General features: G+C 47.6%; 16 protein-coding genes. 4 read left to right on the top strand and 12 right to left on the bottom strand.

All coding sequences use genetic code 11. The annotated features are described in order from the left end of the window. Positions 1 to 12: 12 nt before the first annotated feature. Positions 13 to 141 (top strand): hypothetical protein, encoded by a 129-nt coding sequence (locus MHI01_RS24495; RefSeq protein WP_017692471.1) that lies wholly within the window; start codon positions 13 to 15, stop codon positions 139 to 141. A 169-nt stretch (positions 142 to 310) separates the two neighbouring features. Here MHI01_RS24495 and MHI01_RS24490 read toward each other — a convergent pair whose 3' ends face one another. The 5 genes from MHI01_RS24490 to MHI01_RS24470 all read right to left on the bottom strand — a co-directional run bounded on the left by MHI01_RS24490 (position 311) and on the right by MHI01_RS24470 (position 5368). Then, positions 311 to 1528 carry an ABC transporter permease gene (locus tag MHI01_RS24490; protein ID WP_047841267.1) on the bottom strand — a complete coding sequence of 406 codons (1218 nt, stop codon included), beginning with the start codon at positions 1526 to 1528 and terminating at the stop codon, positions 311 to 313. Positions 1529 to 1530: 2 nt separating this feature from the next. Continuing rightward, on the bottom strand, positions 1531 to 2283 hold the full coding sequence (locus tag MHI01_RS24485) for an ABC transporter ATP-binding protein (RefSeq protein WP_036605802.1): 753 nt from the start codon (positions 2281 to 2283) through the stop codon (positions 1531 to 1533). Between the two features lie 27 nt (positions 2284 to 2310). After that, entirely contained in the window at positions 2311 to 3684 is a 1374-nt protein-coding gene (locus MHI01_RS24480) for a DEAD/DEAH box helicase (RefSeq protein ID WP_339185823.1), read from the bottom strand. 395 nt (positions 3685 to 4079) lie between these two features. Beyond that, positions 4080 to 4853: an SDR family NAD(P)-dependent oxidoreductase gene (locus MHI01_RS24475; RefSeq protein WP_127547040.1), complete on the bottom strand. Its 774-nt coding sequence runs from the start codon at positions 4851 to 4853 to the stop codon at positions 4080 to 4082. Between the two features lie 56 nt (positions 4854 to 4909). Continuing rightward, on the bottom strand, positions 4910 to 5368 hold the full coding sequence (locus MHI01_RS24470) for a chemotaxis protein CheX (RefSeq protein WP_036605799.1): 459 nt from the start codon (positions 5366 to 5368) through the stop codon (positions 4910 to 4912). Positions 5369 to 5825: 457 nt separating this feature from the next. Here MHI01_RS24470 and MHI01_RS24465 point away from each other — a divergent pair, with 457 nt between their 5' ends. Next, the gene (locus tag MHI01_RS24465; protein ID WP_036605798.1) at positions 5826 to 6728 is read left to right on the top strand and encodes a LysR family transcriptional regulator; all 903 of its coding nucleotides are present in this window, start codon (positions 5826 to 5828) and stop codon (positions 6726 to 6728) included. Between the two features lie 30 nt (positions 6729 to 6758). Further along, complete coding sequence (locus tag MHI01_RS24460) at positions 6759 to 7568, top strand: histidinol-phosphatase (RefSeq protein WP_127547038.1); 810 nt, start codon at positions 6759 to 6761, stop codon at positions 7566 to 7568. A gap of 457 nt (positions 7569 to 8025) precedes the next feature. Here the strand turns inward: MHI01_RS24460 and MHI01_RS24455 are convergent, their stop codons facing one another. The 6 genes from MHI01_RS24455 to MHI01_RS24430 form a co-directional block, all read right to left on the bottom strand. Beyond that, complete coding sequence (locus tag MHI01_RS24455; RefSeq protein WP_127547036.1) at positions 8026 to 8658, bottom strand: GNAT family N-acetyltransferase; 633 nt, start codon at positions 8656 to 8658, stop codon at positions 8026 to 8028. Between the two features lie 168 nt (positions 8659 to 8826). Continuing rightward, positions 8827 to 9558: a metallophosphoesterase family protein gene (locus MHI01_RS24450; protein WP_253503083.1), complete on the bottom strand. Its 732-nt coding sequence runs from the start codon at positions 9556 to 9558 to the stop codon at positions 8827 to 8829. A 57-nt stretch (positions 9559 to 9615) separates the two neighbouring features. Further along, positions 9616 to 10590: a metallophosphoesterase gene (locus tag MHI01_RS24445; RefSeq protein ID WP_253503086.1), complete on the bottom strand. Its 975-nt coding sequence runs from the start codon at positions 10588 to 10590 to the stop codon at positions 9616 to 9618. A gap of 175 nt (positions 10591 to 10765) precedes the next feature. After that, entirely contained in the window at positions 10766 to 11530 is a 765-nt protein-coding gene (sdhB, locus tag MHI01_RS24440) for a succinate dehydrogenase iron-sulfur subunit (RefSeq protein WP_036605794.1), read from the bottom strand. Positions 11531 to 12064: 534 nt separating this feature from the next. Next, on the bottom strand, positions 12065 to 13807 hold the full coding sequence (gene sdhA, locus MHI01_RS24435; protein ID WP_036673387.1) for a succinate dehydrogenase flavoprotein subunit: 1743 nt from the start codon (positions 13805 to 13807) through the stop codon (positions 12065 to 12067). Positions 13808 to 13850: 43 nt separating this feature from the next. Further along, on the bottom strand, positions 13851 to 14519 hold the full coding sequence (locus tag MHI01_RS24430; RefSeq protein ID WP_253503088.1) for a succinate dehydrogenase cytochrome b558 subunit: 669 nt from the start codon (positions 14517 to 14519) through the stop codon (positions 13851 to 13853). A 295-nt stretch (positions 14520 to 14814) separates the two neighbouring features. On the opposite strand from MHI01_RS24430, the gene MHI01_RS24425 reads away from it, so the two are divergent. Beyond that, entirely contained in the window at positions 14815 to 15744 is a 930-nt protein-coding gene (locus MHI01_RS24425; RefSeq protein ID WP_036673385.1) for a LysR family transcriptional regulator, read from the top strand. 54 nt (positions 15745 to 15798) lie between these two features. On the opposite strand, the gene MHI01_RS24420 is transcribed toward MHI01_RS24425, so the two are convergent. Then, a complete protein-coding gene (locus tag MHI01_RS24420) occupies positions 15799 to 16470 on the bottom strand; it encodes a potassium channel family protein (RefSeq protein ID WP_017692455.1) in 672 nt (223 codons plus the stop codon). Positions 16471 to 16501: the final 31 nt, after the last annotated feature.

Here is a 16501-nt window from a genome sequence, read left to right as displayed (position 1 = left end):
AGGGGAATGACCATGTCTGGAGTTGAAGATACAAGAGGCGGTTATGGATGCGGCGGTTACGGCGGAGGATTTACAAACACAGGTGCCATTCTCGTTCTGTTCATCTTGCTCGTGATTATCACTAAATCGTTCCTCTGTTAGTACCAATACACACTTGCGCGAGAACCAAGTGATCTGATTGCAAGATTCCATTACAGCACAAAGAAGGGTATACCGGGACACAGCCCGGAATACCCTTCTTTTGTTATCTTTTGTACCTCTCACTGGTGAACCCAATGTAATAATCCGAGTTGGTCCGGTGTCCGATCGTTTACTCGTCCTCTTCTTCCTTCAACCACTTGTTACCTTGCGAACGCCGCATGATCACAATCACCAGTATACCCAAAATAAGTGCTACTCCGGTGACAGTCAGTCCGCTTGCTCCGGCAGCCAGCATAGGCAACCACATGAGTAACGCAGCCAGTGCATGTAGATGGAATATGAATCCCAACACCTGAGAACGACGACTCTCACCCGAGATTGGATAGATCATAATCCAGAACGATTCACTATGACTGCGACGCAGCGCACCTAACTGAACACCTGCAAGCAACAGGAAGAACAGATACACCCCGACACCAAAGTAGCTGCCTGCTGTCCACCAGGATAGTAACATGCCCAGTACAACTAGGCGTAACACGATTGAGAACACTTCGGTTCGAACAAACGTTTTGGTTATCAAGTAACGGTAAGCTTTCCCTGCATTCCAGGGAAGACCACTCCCCAATTTGCTAAGCCAGCGACGCGAACTTACTTTCTGTCCGGATGAAGGTACATCCACAAACCAGCCGAGCGTCCGCATGACTCTGCCAGCCTGCCCCTGTTCCACCTGAATCAGTCGTTCCCACGCTACCCGATGTTTCACCGGTATACGCAAGGCGACGATGTAGACAACAGCCAGCAGTAGCAGGAACCAGACGCTACGCTGCGGTGGCTGCCACAGCCATGCGCCAACCGCCAGCACTGCCAGAGCCCATCGCAAGAGACGATATCCTCTTGCTGCCCCGACCTGAACCATTCTTAGCTCTTGCCACGCTCCATAACTGGACAACCCTTTCCACAGCAACAGGAATACAATGAACCAGCCAAATGGCCGTGCATCCAGATCTGCTCTGACATAGAGCGGCCACAGTGTAACAAATACAAGCAGCAAGCCCAGAGTTTTATAGATGATGCCCCGGGCAAAGCTGTTCTTCAAATATTCCTGCATCCGGTATTCCTGTGGTCGCAGGAACACAATATCTGCCGGAAGCAGATATGTACGATAACTGCTAAACAGCACTAGCGGTGCCAGCAGCAGCAATGCAACCCAGCGAATCGGAAATTCCGCCGGAATGTTCTGGACAAACGATGTATACCAGGCGGAGAACGCAATGACGAGAAATAAAAAGACCATAGCTACACCGCTCTGGATCACATAACCCAGATAAGGAAGAATTCCGTTCCAGAATCCTGTGCGTCTTTGCTTCCATAGCAGCTTGAGATCCATGCTCAATCCCTGCCTTGTACGAGGGAATAGAACATGTGCTCCAGCGTGGCATCGGATTCCCCGAATTGGGAGCGCAGTTCATTCAGCGTACCTTGAGCAATAACCTGCCCACGGTGCAGAACGATAAAACGGTCACAGTAATTTTCAATCGTGGACAGAATGTGTGAACTGAGCAGGATGGATGATCCCGAAGCTTTCATCTCCAGCATAAAATCAAGCAAAGAGCGAATACCCAGCGGGTCCAGTCCCAGGAAAGGCTCATCAATGATGTACAGTGGTGGTCCTGCCACAAAAGCACACATGATCATGACCTTTTGTCTCATCCCCTTGGACAGGTGAGTCGACAGACTTGTACTTTTCTCATTCATACGGAACAGTTCCAGCAGTTTCTCCGTACGTTGTTTGAAATCAGCCTCCGACACATTGTACGCTCTTGCCGTAAACTCCAGGTGCTCCATCACCGTCATCTCATCATACAGTTCGGGTGATTCCGGTACAAATGCCATAGCCGATTGGTAAATCTGCGCATCCTCGTCCCGCTTCTTGCCCATCACTCGCACTTCGCCCTGTTGAGGGGTCATCAAGCCGAGGATGTGTTTCATGGTTGTGCTTTTGCCAGCACCGTTTAAGCCGATTAGTCCGACCATCTCTCCACGTCCAACTTCCAGATCGATGCCGTGAAGGACGGGCCGTTTGGCACTATAACCTCCGCTTAACCCGCTGATTTGCAGAACAGGCGATTGAACGTTTTCCATCTATCCCTGCACCCCTTTCGTCAGATTCTATTCTTCGGAGCGTGGCGTTTTATCTTTACTCCACTTGGGTGCTCCTTTGTTTTTACGATCCTGGTCGCGCTCCGTGCGGCCTGTATTACCCATTGGTTTGCTACCTGCTGGACGCGAATTGGAGATTGTAGCTCTGGTTCCCCCATTACGATTGCCCTGACCTGGTTTGCGATCTCTGGATTGTCCTGGTTTTCTGGAGAACGAATGTCCCTCAGGCCGCGTGTCCGGACGCGGGTCAGCCTCCAGTACTTTACCGCCAAAGAGTACACGTTCTGACAGTTCAATTCCGAGTTCGCGTGCAAATTTACGCATAATAAAGATCTGTGTTTCATCCACAATGGACAAAACGATACCCGAGCGTCCCATCCGGCCTGTACGACCTGCACGGTGAACATAGTGCTCCGAGTCAAAGGCAGGGTCATAGTTAATGACCATTGGCAAACCTTCGATATCCAGTCCTCTGGCAGCCACTTCGCTGGCAATCAGCAACTGAAGTTTGCCATTACGGAAGGCAGACAATACGTTACTGCGCGTCACTTTGTCAGCATCTCCATACAGCGCAGCAGCGGACAAGCCCAGATGATTCATTTTTGCTTCAACTTCACCAATATCTTCGGTTGCATTCACAAATACGATTGCCCGATCCGGATTGTACTGTCTAACCAGACGACGCAACATGTCAATTTTGTTACGGTTTTCTTCTACAAAATAATAATGCTCAAGGCCCGCAGCCGTAGCTCGATCCGGTTCAATTCCGATCTGCACAGGCTCTTTCATCTCACGCTTTGCGAGTCCAGCTGTATGCTCATCAATGGTTGCTGACAGGAAGATCAGCTGACGGTCCCGCAATGCGCTCTTAAGTACAAAGTTCACGTCACTTACGCCGCCAAGTTGGAACACTTGGTCTGCTTCATCGATAACAATCGTAGAGACGTTGTGCATTTTCAGTTTTTTGAGTGTAATCAATTCCTTCAGTCGTCCCGGTGTACCCACAACCAATTGTGGATGCTCACGCAACTTCTCGATCTGACGTTTAGCCGCTGCGCCTCCAATTAGACCCAATACGCCAATCTTACGTTCTTCCGCATAACGCTGCGCTTCACGTACAATTTGCATCGCCAGCTCTTGCGTAGGTGCAATAATGAGTTTCTGCGTACCTTTGATATCCATTTTGATGGATTGTAACAGTGGCAGCAGATATGCCAGCGTTTTTCCTGTTCCCGTCTGGGATTTGGATACGACATCTCGGCCTTCCAAAATAACCGGGATCGTCTGAGCCTGTACAGGTGAAGGTTCGTTAATGCCATGTTTCGCCAAAACGGCCTCCAGATCCTGTTCCACGCCAATTGAAGCAAATGTTTGATTCGTCATGTATGTCCATCCTTTTAATTTATTCATTTTGATGTTATATAAGTTCAACTAATGAGTAATTACACTGACACTACGAGGACAGAACAACCTTCCGATCACTGTTATCCCCAGATTTTTTTGATTCCTTTTTTTCAAAAGGAAAAATCCGGGGATAAAGGTGCACGCTTCGCTTCTTCAGGTTATTTCTGTCCTCTCCGTTATCGTGTAAAAGTTTAGTTGAACATATAAGTTGCTTGTATATTACCGAAGCCTGTCATCACATTACCTTTCATTATATGCGAAAAAAGCCCGTGTACCAAATCTTATTCCAGAATTGTATGTATACACGCCAAAAAAAAGAAAAGCCCCTCGGCGGAGCCTTTCTTTCATTCCGTATATGATGCCTCGTATCACATTTACTTCTGATTCATTACACCGTGCGACAATCGATCTGCAAGACGAGGAAATAGCTGGTACAGCCATATGCCAGCAGAAGCAAGTCTTGGCAGATTCACTTCTTCCTTGCGCTTTTTCATCGCCCGAATCATATGACCCGCAACGTCTTCCGGTTTCAACATCATCCAGCGTACATTATTCACATAATTGCCAGAAGGGTCAGCCCGATGGAAAAATGGTGTATCAATCGGACCCGGATTAATCGTTGTCACCAGGACGCCAGTCTTGCGAAGCTCTTGACGCAGCGCATTACTAAATCCAAGTACAGCATGTTTCGTAGCCGTATAGGAAGCGGATTTGGCTGTACCAATTTTGCCAGCCATGGAGGCCACGTTCACAATCTGACCTTTGCCACGTTCCAGCATTTGTGGAAGCACTGCTTTGGTGCAGCGGACAATGCCCATGTAATTAACGTCCATCATCTCATCGAATTCCTGTACAGACATCTCTGTCATCGCTGCGAATTTCCCGTAACCTGCATTGTTCAGCAAAATGTCGATTCGTCCGTATTTATGCAATATCGCATTCACAGCTGCCTGAACCTGCTCACTATCCGTAACATCAAGTGTGAGTAATTCATGCGGCCCTTTCAGTGAGGCACCAATCTCTTCCAGCTTGTCCCGTGAACGGGCAGCTAGAATTGGGATGGCTCCTTCTTCTATCAGCATCTGCGCACACAGCGCACCGATACCACTCGATGCACCTGTGATAAACACTACCTGATCTTTCAGCATCCGTGATGTCCTCCCGTATTGAACACATATTGCCTTTTGAGGCGTATGGTTCTATTCTACGAGATCATGACCTGAATATCCATCTCACCAATGCCGTCCATCAGCAAAGGAATACTCAGTGCTTTCGTTGCACTAAATGTAGTCAGATGTTCGGACTTCATCACTTGTGGAGGTGTAATATCGACCACAACACCCTGGTTTGACAGGATCGTGCTGGCGTTACCACTGATCATATTCCCCAATTCGGAAATCGCACTTTTGCTCATTTCATCCATTTCTGTAATGACAAAACCACCCATCATCGCAGATACAATTTTCAATGCAACTTGTTCATTAATTCCAAATACAATGTTTCCGCTAAGTTGTCCGGTCATTCCGATCACGATCCAGACATGGTCTGCAATGTACTCTACATTTTTCACGCCAAGACTCCCGGTGGAAGGCGAAACCTGGATGAGCTGTTCGAATACGTTCCGTGCCGATTCCAGGAAAGGATTAATCACTTCCGCTTTCACTGTCTATGTCCCCCTCGCACTGGGTTATTGGTCACACACCAAAAGTCCCATATTCATTAAATTTATTATACTTTATCACGTACAAGAATTCATTAAGAATTCGTTAAACCATGTGTACTATAATTTATCGTCATCCGTGGGGCAAATGTTTATAGCTGATTCTAGCGAATAAACAGCGCTTTTCACTTCTTTTGAAGAAAGCATTTCGATCATCGTGCGTGGCAAAGGGCATTTAGGACTTTATTACTGCTTTCTCACAACTGTAAAAAAAATCAAATTCTTGTATTCGCGTTTTTTTCACAGTCTCTTGAACTACTTTTGATCCTGATCATTACCTTCATTGCTCTGCTGTCCTGAATCACCTATAATTTAAGATAACGGAACAATAACCAGTTACGGGATTACATCACACTAAACACTACATAATCAAGAAATTTTGCCTGCAAGGAGGTCACCTATGAACATAAGCCAACTGGAGACACTAATTACCATTTCCAAAACGATGAGCTTCCGCAAAGCGGGAGAACTTCTGAACCTGACCCAGCCTGCCGTCTCGGCCCAGATCAAAAGTCTGGAGGACGAATTCAGCACCGTTCTTGTGGATCGTAACCAACCCGTTACCCTGACAGACCGTGGACAGGTATTCCTGGAGCACGCTGAACGGATGCTCGATATCGTTGATGAGTTGAAACAAAAATTGTCCGATCTCGATGAAACGCCTCAGGGACGTATCGTGTTAGGCACAACAACTTCCATTGCTATTCAGATCTTGCCAAGGGTGTTATCCTATTTCCAAGATCAGTTCCCGCTGATCAAAACCAGTATCCAGTCCCTTCCTTCATCACAGATCTATACCCAGGTCGAAAATGGTCTGGTTGATATTGGTATCGGTTATCTCACGGAGCGTAATCCCAACCTGAATACATCTGTGCTGTACTATGACACATTTGAACTCGTGGTATCTCCTTCCCATCCGCTGGCGAAGAAGAAACATGCTGCAGTCGATGTGCTCCGGAGTACACCATTGATTCTGCTGTCCCCTGATACCGTAGGACGAAGGTTTACGGAAACCATCTTCAAGAAACATAATATTGAACCTAATATTGTAATGGAGTTGTCGAGCAGCGAAGAAGTGAAACGGATGGTCGAGATTGATCTCGGGGCAGCTGTCATCTCCAAACAATCTGTTGCGCATGAGTTGCGTCAAGGTACATTGCGAATGATACCCTTAAGTGAGCTGGAGGTCAGTCACCCTGTTGGTGTCATCTATAAGTCCAGTCGATACCTTAACTCAGCAATGCAACAATTCATAAGTGACCTCAAAGGTATGCCGGAAACCCAATTCATCAGTTCAGAATGACAATGAGCCATGAGAAAGGAAGGATTCCATATGAAATTTGATCTTCATACACATCATTTTCGTTGTGGTCACGCAGACGGCAACATCCGCGATTATATAGAGGCAGGTATTAAGGCAGGACTTCAGGCGATCGGTATCTCGGATCATACGCCGTACTTTGGCAGTGAGCTTGAGCAGGCATTTCCCCGGATCGCAATGGGCAAGTCTGAATTGCAGCATTATGTGGAAGAAGTCCTTGCTTTGAAAGAAGAGTACGCTGGTAAAATCGATGTGCTGCTCGGCATTGAATCCGACTACTTCCCTGTTCATGCAGAATTGTACCGTACCACACTGGGACAGTATCCTTTTGACTATATTATTGGTTCAGTTCATCATACCGAGGATGTGAGTATCTTCAACAAAACCCGGTGGAATGGCCTAAGCAATGCTCGCAAAGTTGAAGTGAAAGAAAGCTATTATTCATTAATTCGGGAATCGGCTCGCAGCGGTATGTTCCAGATTCTTGGACATATTGATGCGATGAAAGGAAACTATCCACCTTTCTCCGAAATTATCGCTGATCAGGCCATTGATGAAACGTTGCAGGTCATTGCAGAATCCAACGTAGCGATCGAAATTAACACATCTGGCAAAACCAAACTCAGCGGTGGCTGGTATCCCTCGGATGCCATTCTGGAACGCGCCCATCATTATGGAGTGAAGGTGACATTTGGATCGGACGCTCATAAACCACAGCGGGTTGCAGACGAGCTGGATGACGTTCGTACACGTCTCAAGGAGATCGGATTCACCGACTGGGTATACTTCAAGCAGAAACAGATGCAGGTTGTTCCACTGTAAAAAATATAGCAAACACAAAGGCCCCCACAGCGCACTTGTTCACGCCGTGGGGGCCTTTTATTGCCCTATATAAGGAAATATAATTATATTTTACACGATAACGGAGAGGACAGAAATAACGTGAAGAAGCGAAGCGGTCGCCTAAAAGCTTTCTGAAAGAAAGCTGCATCGGATTTCCCCTTCTAAAATATGGGAATCAAAAAAAATCCGGGTATAACAGCGATCGGAAAGTTATTCTGTCATCGGAGTGGCCAGTGTAAATATTCCACAGTTAACTTATATGGACAAAAAAAATGAACCCGCTCGCGCGGGTCCCAACAGCATTATCTATTATCAAAAAGGGGGTCATGAGATAAGTTTACCCCCTGTCTGTTAGAGTTCAATTGCAGCTATATTTCAATTGTGTAACAAATGATTGAAGTTCGATTCATTCACGTTTGGCTACTCTTACTCTATGTCATTGCGGCTTGTCAGATACCAGGGTTTGCAGGTCTTTTTCCTGAAGCGGGCGTACGTATTGTTCCCGATACATGCTATACACTTTAACATCCATCAGGGATTCTGATCCCTCGTCATCCTCATCATTCAGTCCGAACGAGGGAAGACTCCGCTCATAGGACATCCCTATTTTGCTTAGCACCCGTTGTGAAGATACATTGGCCTCATAACAACGTGCTTCCACCCTCCCCAGATGAAGATCGTCAAATCCAAACTGCAGCAGCCGCTGTACCGCCTCGGTAGCCACACCTCTGCCCCAACAGGACCTGTTCAGGATATAACCAATCTGTGCGGTACCATTCTGATCATTCCAGTGCTGGAATGAGGTGATCCCAATAACTTGTTCCTTGCCTCTCCAGCAGATCCCATAATGTAACGAATCCAGCTTGGCGCTGCTGCTCCGTATCTGGTTCAATAACCGTCTCGCTCGGATTGGCGTGGACTGGCTTCCCCTATTCACATATCTTATGACTTGAGGATCGGAAAAGAGTTCCGATAATGTGCTGTAATCACTTTGACGTAATGATCGCAGGACAAGACGCTCTGTCCACAAAGCCGGCAGACCTTGAACCAGCATTTTTCGGGTAAGCATGACAATCGCTCCTTTTGCCTAAACGGGCTCTAGTCCGGTAAGACAAGCATGCTCTGATGATGATCCGGCGTAATACCATTTGAACTGATCCACGAACTTTAGTATTCGCATTTTAGTATTAATATATTGCATCATTCAATTCCTCACGCTAAAAGGTCCAGATGCTGACTACTCCTGCAGCCCGCGATAGATACCCGTACGAATCTCACGAATATAGAAATCCAATGCAGGAACATTCGCCGACTGTGCAACCTGTACTTCTCGCTCAATATCATAAGGCACCCGCACGAATTGAACATTGAACGGGGTATTGTTATCGTTGCTGTCTTCACCCTCCAGAATACAGTAGGAAGCTTGGGGAAGATCGAGTGGATTACCAACACTGCCTGCATTAAACAGTAACTTGCCGTTCATATACTGCAAGAATGCGTTATGCACATCCCCATAACCTACAACATCTGCAACACCTTGCTCAGGCTCATCAGCCGGAGGATCAAACATTGCCAACCTCTTTTCCATCGCGTCCCACGGCTGTACACGATGGTATACACTTTGAGGTGAAGCATGGACCAGACGGATGGTGCGACCGCTCAGTTGAAATTGATGACTGAAGGGTAGGCCCGCCAAGTACGCCAATCGTTCCTCACCCAGCCGCTCTGCTTGCCACGTAAAGTTCTCGTTGTCTTGGTTAACCGCAACCAGTTCATCCCAATTGCCACGGATAACAAGTTCGCACGTCGCTCTCACCTGATCCACAACCTGTACCGGTTCTGGCCCCTTGCCCACGAGGTCACCAAGACAAAAGATTCGCTCCACGCCACGACTTCGGATATCTTTTAACACTGCTTCCCAGGCAGTCATGTTGCCATGAATGTCGGATACAATCGCAATTCTTTCCATCTGGATAACCTCCATTCATGTTCAATCCTTTATGTTTTAAATTCATCTTATATTCTTTTATGTGGTTGATCCTTTAAGCTCAAACACCGTTAATTCTGGTCTGCACAGAAAACGAATGGGCAGTTGAGTCATGCCAAAACCACGATTCACATACACCGGCATCTGTGTCTGGGTGGTGTAATATACCCCCTGGACATCCGTGTAATACAACCCTTGAACATACTTGTGTGAACCTCGTGGAGTTGTCAGTGCCCCGATCCAAGGAAAACGTACCTGTCCACCATGGCTATGACCGGAAAGTTGTAATCCGAAACCATAGGGAGTGGCAATATCGGCATAATCCGGTTCATGCATAAGTAACAATTTCCACACATCATGATCCAAACCCTTGATGGCTTGGGCAGGATCAGGACTGCCTGTAAGTGCGTCATCCAGACCAGCTATGGCCAGACGTTCGCCCCCTTGTTCAATCACCACATGTTCGTTCCGTAACAAAGTGAATCCCGCTTCACGGAACATGGTTGTCACTTCATTCTGCTGTCCGCCCCGATAATCATGATTCCCCAAAACAGCAAATTTGCCATACTTCGCTTTCATGGAGGCGAGTACCGGAATACATTCACGCATCGGCTCTGCTTCCCTCTCAACTATGTCTCCGGTAAAACAAATCAAGTCCGGTCGCTGCTCCTCAATCGTTGTTGCCAGCTTCTTCAGCTCTTTCACCCCGGTATGAAAACCAAGATGGGCATCGCTGAACTGAACTACACGCAAACCCTCAAATGCCTTTGGAAACTTCGGAAGTTTCAGCTCTACTTGCTTGATCTCCAGACGACGCGGTTCCCATAACCAGGCATAACCTCCTGTAAGCAAACTGGCACCCGCTGTCATCAAAACCATGCGCAATAAGAAACTTCGGCGAGAGGGATCATGATCCTTTTCTTCTCCAGGAAACACAGACTCTTCTGCACCTGATGCTTTGTGCGAGCGCTGGGACGGCGAGTTGTTGCTGCCCTGACGCGGTGTCTCTGCCATATCTCCCCCTCCTTCTACGCTCTTAATCCATCCCCTTAGTATATCATATTCTGCATGGGTAGCCCGGTTCCTCTGCTTCATTACAAAAAGAAGCCGGGATCTCCGGCATGTTGCTGCACGGGATCACGACTTCTTTTAAGTTGCAGATTACACTTCTGCACATGTTATGACGAGATTATACACCCAACCAGCGTTTGAACATATGCTTGGTCGTTTGTTTGTTCATTTCGGCAATGGAGGTTGTCAGTGGAATGCCTTTTGGACAGGATTGCACACAGTTCTGTGAGTTACCACAGCCCTCAATGCCTCCGTCTTCCATCAACGCTTCCAGACGATCGTCGGCGTTCATCTCCCCTGTTGGGTGAGCGTTGAACAGGCGCACTTGGGACAGTGCTGCTGGACCGATAAAGTCTGTTTTCTCATTGACGTTCGGGCATGCCTCCAGACATACTCCACATGTCATGCATTTGGACAGCTCATATGCCCACTGACGCTTCTTCTCAGGCATCCGTGGACCTGGACCGAGGTCATAGGTACCATCGATCGGAATCCATGCTTTTACGCGTTTCAGGGCGCTAAACATCCGGCTACGGTCGATGACCAGGTCACGAACCACCGGGAATGTCTTCATCGGTTCGATACGAACGGGCTGTTCGAGCTTGTCGATCAGGGCTGCACATGCTTGACGAGGCTTGCCGTTGATGACCATGGAGCAGGCACCACAGACTTCTTCGAGACAGTTGGAATCCCAGCACACGGGAGCAATGGATTTGCCATCCGTATTGACCGGGTTCCGCTGAATCTCCATCAGGGCGCTGATCACATTCATGTTGGGACGGTACGGAAGCTCAAATTCTTCGTTGTACGAAGATGACTCCGGGCTATCCTGACGGGTGATGATAAACTTGACGGTTTTGTTGGCTGTAGCTTGTTCCGCCATATCGTAGTCCCCTCCTCTGGTGACGATGATTGTATTGCTGATGCGCAAAATGGTTTGGTGCACGGGAGACGCTTCGTCAGCGGAATGCCCCTCTGATCGCTGTTATCCCCGGATTTTTTTGATCAACCCTTCACAGGGTTAAAATCCGGTGATAAAGGCGAGCGCTTCGCTTCTTCTGGGCATTTCCGCTTCCTCCGCTACGTCGTGCACGCAGGGTCACTTTGCTGGAAACTGCACTCCATTCATGCTGGATGGGCAGTATTGAAGTTCTGAAGCATCGCTAGGCGCTTTGCTTCTTCTGGGCATTGCTGTTTCCTTCGCTATGTTGTGCACTGGGTAACTTTGCTGGAAAACTGCACTCCATTCATGCTGGAGGCAGTATTGAAGTTCTGAAGCATCGCTAGGGCTTTGCTTCTTCTGGGTCTTTCCTTCACTTTGATGGCAGTAACTTTGAAGAAGCTTTGCTTCTCCAAAGTTGTCCTGCCTCTTCGTTCAGGTGCTTAATATTTAACTTTATAAATAAATCCGTGATATTTAATCCTTGGAGTAATCCCGGATACGTGGTGGGATCAAGGATACGTCTACTGGCTCGTACGAGATTTTCGGGCCTTCCTTCGACCAGCTTGCGATAGTCGTTTTCAGGAACTCTTCGTCATTACGTTCCGTAAATTCCGGTTTGTAATGCGCGCCGCGGCTTTCGTTACGGAGTAGAGCACCGAGAGTCATTGCTTCTGCCAGTTCAATCATGTTCCACAGTTGGCGAGTGAATGCTGCGCTCGGGTTATTCCAACCAGAGCTATCATACATGTTGATTTTGCCATAACGCTCTTTCAATTCCTTGATCTTGCCAATCGTGGCTTCAAGCTTGTCGTTGTAACGCACAACCGTCATGTTGGCTGTCATCCACTCGCCAAGCTCTTTATGAATGACATAGGCATTTTCCGTGCCCTGCATTTTCAAGATGCCTTCGTACTTGTCGCTTTGTTGTTTGGTGTGTTTCTCAAATACGGAAGATGGGATATCAGCGGACGATTTTTTAAGTCCTTTGATATATTCAGCCGCTTTTGGTCCAGCCACCATACCACCATAGATCGCAGATACCAATGAGTTTGCACCCAGTCGGTTCGCACCATGGTATTGATATTCACATTCACCAGCTGCGAACAGCCCCGGAATGTTAGTCATTTGGTTGTAATCTACCCACATGCCGCCCATGGAATAATGGACTGCCGGGAAGATTTTCATTGGGATTTTACGCGGGTCATCACCCATGAACTTCTCATAGATCTCAATGATTCCGCCGAGTTTAACGTCCAGTTCCTTCGGATCTTTGTGCGACAGATCGAGATAAACCATGTTCTCGCCGTTCACACCCAGACCCATATCCACGCAGACGCTGAAGATTTCACGAGTCGCGATATCACGTGGAACCAGGTTACCGTAGGATGGATATTTTTCTTCAAGGAAGTACCAAGGTTTTCCGTCTTTGTACGTCCAGATCCGTCCACCTTCACCACGCGCGGATTCAGACATGAGACGTAGCTTGTCATCCCCTGGAATGGCTGTTGGGTGAATCTGAATGAACTCCCCGTTTGCGTAATTTACACCTTGCTGATACACCGCACTTGCTGCTGTACCTGTGTTAATTACAGAGTTGGTCGTTTTACCGAAGATGATCCCCGGACCACCACTCGCCAGAATAACCGCTTCTGCAGGGAAGGTCTGTACCTTCATCGTTTTCAGATCCTGAGCCACGATCCCGCGACATACGCCTTCATCATCCAAAACTGCCTGCAGGAACTCCCAGTTCTCATATTTCGTAACCAGGCCAGCTGCTTCCCAGCGACGTACCTGCTCGTCTAATGCATAGAGCAATTGTTGTCCTGTTGTCGCTCCGGCAAACGCCGTACGGTGATGCTTCGTTCCCCCGAAACGACGGAAATCAAGCAAACCTTCCGGTGTCCGGTTGAACATTACGCCCATACGGTCCATCAAGTGAATGATGCCAGGTGCTGCTTCGCACATCGCTTTAACCGGAGGTTGGTTCGCAAGGAAGTCACCGCCGTATACCGTATCATCAAAGTGTACCCATGGGGAGTCACCCTCACCCTTGGTATTTACCGCTCCGTTAATGCCGCCTTGTGCGCATACAGAGTGGGATCGTTTAACAGGAACCAGTGAAAATAAATGAACATGGACTCCGGCTTCAGCCGATTTGATCGCCGCCATCAATCCCGCGAGACCGCCGCCCACAATAATTACATTCGTTGATGCCATTGCTGTTCACTCCCTTATAAGTCAGCATTTATACGCTAAATGCTTAAATTAGAACTGTTTTTACTGCGTCAATTATCGAAGTAGCTGTTTGGAAATCAATGCTCCGGAAAGCAAATAGTGAAGCAATAAACATGATGGAAACAATAGCGAACAAGCTCATACATACGTAAGAGGATACACGTTGCGCACGCGGACCAACCGTAATTCCCCAGCTAACGAGGAACGACCACAGACCATTGGCAAAGTGATATGACGCCGCAACCACACTGATCATATATATCGCAAAGGTTATCGGATTCGTCACCGCATCATGTATGACGCCGCCAATCTCTTCATGGGATACATTACCCAGCGCAATCTGTACTCGCGTCTCCCATACGTGCCAGATGACGAATACAAACGTAATAATACCGCTTACCCTCTGTAACGTGTAGCGCCAGTTGCGCTCATTACCGTAACGCCCAACGTTAGGCTTGGCCTGATAGGCAATGTAAAGACCATAAACACCGTGATAGAACAACGGCAACCAGATAAGTAATGCCTCAATTACAATAACAAGAGGCAAACCGTTCAGAAATGCAACGGCACCGTAAAAAGCTTCTTTGCCGCCTTCAACTGCCGTGAAGTTCGTCACCAAATGCTCAACAAAAAACAAACTGAGCGGAATGACGCCAAGCAAGGAGTGCAGCTTTCTGGAGTAAAACCCTTTCATAAAATGTCGATCCCCTTTCGCTAAATACAACGTTTTCATAAATGATTTCACTTATCATGACACGAATCCTTTTCCATGAAAAGGTTCGACAAATTGTTCCGTTTTCCCCAGGTGTGAACAACTTGTGTCACGGTTCATGTTACTCCTTTTTTTCTTATAAGGGAATTGCAATATAATTATTAAATGTTATAACCTATAGGTATAAGCAGTGAAACATTGGGTTTACAGGCTATACAACATGGAAAACGATTGAGCAAGGGCAAGAATCACATTCATGGAAAAGAGGTTATTGTTCATGTTTGAGGAGTTAAATGCATTTGCAGCGGTCGTGGAGCAGTCCAGCCTCAACCGTGCATCCAAGCTACTGAACTTGTCCCAACCCGCACTTTCACGCAAAATTGCCAAATTGGAGGATGAACTCGGGGTTGCCCTGTTCCACCGCCGTGGCAAACGGCTGGAGTTAACCAGTGTGGGCCAGTTCACCTATACCTATGCTGTAGAACAGAAGCAGCAACAACAGAAGTTCCTCACTATGCTGGCCCAGTATAAAGACGAAGAACAGAGCACCATTACACTCGGAGCCAGTCTGACGACGCTTCAAACTACGTTACCACCTCTCGTCAATGCCTTTATGGAGAAACATCCAAATGCCGAACTGAAACTGTTGACGGGTAAAACTCATGAGATTGTCTCGTTTGTGCGTGACAAAAAAGCCGATGTAGGCATTGTCGCCTCCTCCATCAGCGAAGTGGGGCTTAACTGTGTGCCGCTCTTTGACGATCACCTGGAACTGGTTGTGCCGCTTACACACCCCTTGTCCGGTAAGGAAGCCGGGATGGAGCATTTGCAGGATCTGCCGATGATCACGTTCTCCAAAGGCACCTGGTATCGCAAATTAACGGACGACCTCTTCCAGCGCTGTGCCGTGATGCCGGATATTCGCATGGAGATTGATTCCTTCGAAGCGATCATCCGACTTCTGCCTTCCGCCAAAGCTGCTGCTCTATTGCCCAAGTCATATCTTCGTCCACAATTGCTCGCGGACAATGATCTTGTTTCTGTTCATTTGCCTCAATTACAGCAGACCCGCAGAACAACTTGTATGATCTATGGGGAAAAAGAGGACCTCAGCGAGACCTCCAGACAATGGGTCAAGGAGACGGCTGCACTCTTTACAGCAAAGGCGCCATTGCCCTCACGGAGGGCTACGACGCCTTTGCCTTGATCTGAAACAGCCAGGCTCTAACGTCTGGCTTCCATATTTAACTCATGATAATTATCAGCTCTCTTGGCTGATAACCTCTTCTTCAAATCGGTCGATATCTGCATTATTACCAATAATGACCATGATATCCCCCATTTGAAGCGAATCCAGTGCCGTCGGAGCGATAATGACCCCAGCTTCTTTTTGTAACGCCACAATGCTGCAACCAAAACGTACACGTGCATTCAGGGTCGAAAGGGTTTTGTTGTGCAGACAGGCGGGAACCTTCATCTCGACAATACTGTAATCATTGGATAATTCAATGTAATCCAGCAAGTTCGGGGTAACCAGCTGGTGGGCAACCCGAATGCCCATATCCCGCTCAGGATAAACGACACGATCAATCCCCAGTTTATCCAATGCGCGTCCGTGAAGGACGGATATGGCCTTGGCCACGACCGTCTTGACGCCCAGCTCTTTTAACAGAATCGCGGTGAGAATGCTCGTCTGAATATCATCCCCGATAGCAACGATACAGCAGTCAAAATTTCGAATACCCAGGGAGCGTAGCACTTCCTCATCTGTGGCATCGGCTACAACGGCATGGGTGACCAATTCACTAATGTCTTCGACGACTTCTTCATTTTTATCGATCCCGAGCACCTCGTAGCCGAGTTCCATTAATTCCTGTGCCAGACTGGAGCCAAACCGCCCAAGCCCAATCACCGCAAACTGCTGTGTTTTCATTGTTCTTCACGAACCCCTTATCCAAATCAAT

This window comes from Paenibacillus sp. FSL M7-0656 (genome assembly GCF_038003225.1).
GTDB classification, from domain to species: Bacteria; Bacillota; Bacilli; order Paenibacillales; family Paenibacillaceae; genus Paenibacillus; species Paenibacillus amylolyticus.
The sequence above is the reverse complement of the archived record's forward strand: the minus strand, read 5'-3'. Positions and strand labels throughout refer to the sequence as shown.

Bases quoted from the DNA above. Each gene is read 5' to 3' on its own strand.
- MHI01_RS24495 (WP_017692471.1), top strand. From the start codon at position 13: ATGTCTGGAGTTGAAGATACAAGAGGCGGTTATGGATGCGGCGGTTAC.
- MHI01_RS24490 (WP_047841267.1), bottom strand. From the start codon at position 1,528: ATGGATCTCAAGCTGCTATGGAAGCAAAGACGCACAGGATTCTGGAAC.
- MHI01_RS24485 (WP_036605802.1), bottom strand. From the start codon at position 2,283: ATGGAAAACGTTCAATCGCCTGTTCTGCAAATCAGCGGGTTAAGCGGA.
- MHI01_RS24480 (WP_339185823.1), bottom strand. From the start codon at position 3,684: ATGACGAATCAAACATTTGCTTCAATTGGCGTGGAACAGGATCTGGAG.
- MHI01_RS24475 (WP_127547040.1), bottom strand. From the start codon at position 4,853: ATGCTGAAAGATCAGGTAGTGTTTATCACAGGTGCATCGAGTGGTATC.
- MHI01_RS24465 (WP_036605798.1), top strand. From the start codon at position 5,826: ATGAACATAAGCCAACTGGAGACACTAATTACCATTTCCAAAACGATG.
- MHI01_RS24460 (WP_127547038.1), top strand. From the start codon at position 6,759: ATGAAATTTGATCTTCATACACATCATTTTCGTTGTGGTCACGCAGAC.
- MHI01_RS24455 (WP_127547036.1), bottom strand. From the start codon at position 8,658: ATGCTTACCCGAAAAATGCTGGTTCAAGGTCTGCCGGCTTTGTGGACA.
- MHI01_RS24450 (WP_253503083.1), bottom strand. From the start codon at position 9,558: ATGGAAAGAATTGCGATTGTATCCGACATTCATGGCAACATGACTGCC.
- MHI01_RS24445 (WP_253503086.1), bottom strand. From the start codon at position 10,590: ATGGCAGAGACACCGCGTCAGGGCAGCAACAACTCGCCGTCCCAGCGC.
- sdhB (WP_036605794.1), bottom strand. From the start codon at position 11,530: ATGGCGGAACAAGCTACAGCCAACAAAACCGTCAAGTTTATCATCACC.
- sdhA (WP_036673387.1), bottom strand. From the start codon at position 13,807: ATGGCATCAACGAATGTAATTATTGTGGGCGGCGGTCTCGCGGGATTG.
- MHI01_RS24430 (WP_253503088.1), bottom strand. From the start codon at position 14,519: ATGAAAGGGTTTTACTCCAGAAAGCTGCACTCCTTGCTTGGCGTCATT.
- MHI01_RS24425 (WP_036673385.1), top strand. From the start codon at position 14,815: ATGTTTGAGGAGTTAAATGCATTTGCAGCGGTCGTGGAGCAGTCCAGC.
- MHI01_RS24420 (WP_017692455.1), bottom strand. From the start codon at position 16,470: ATGAAAACACAGCAGTTTGCGGTGATTGGGCTTGGGCGGTTTGGCTCC.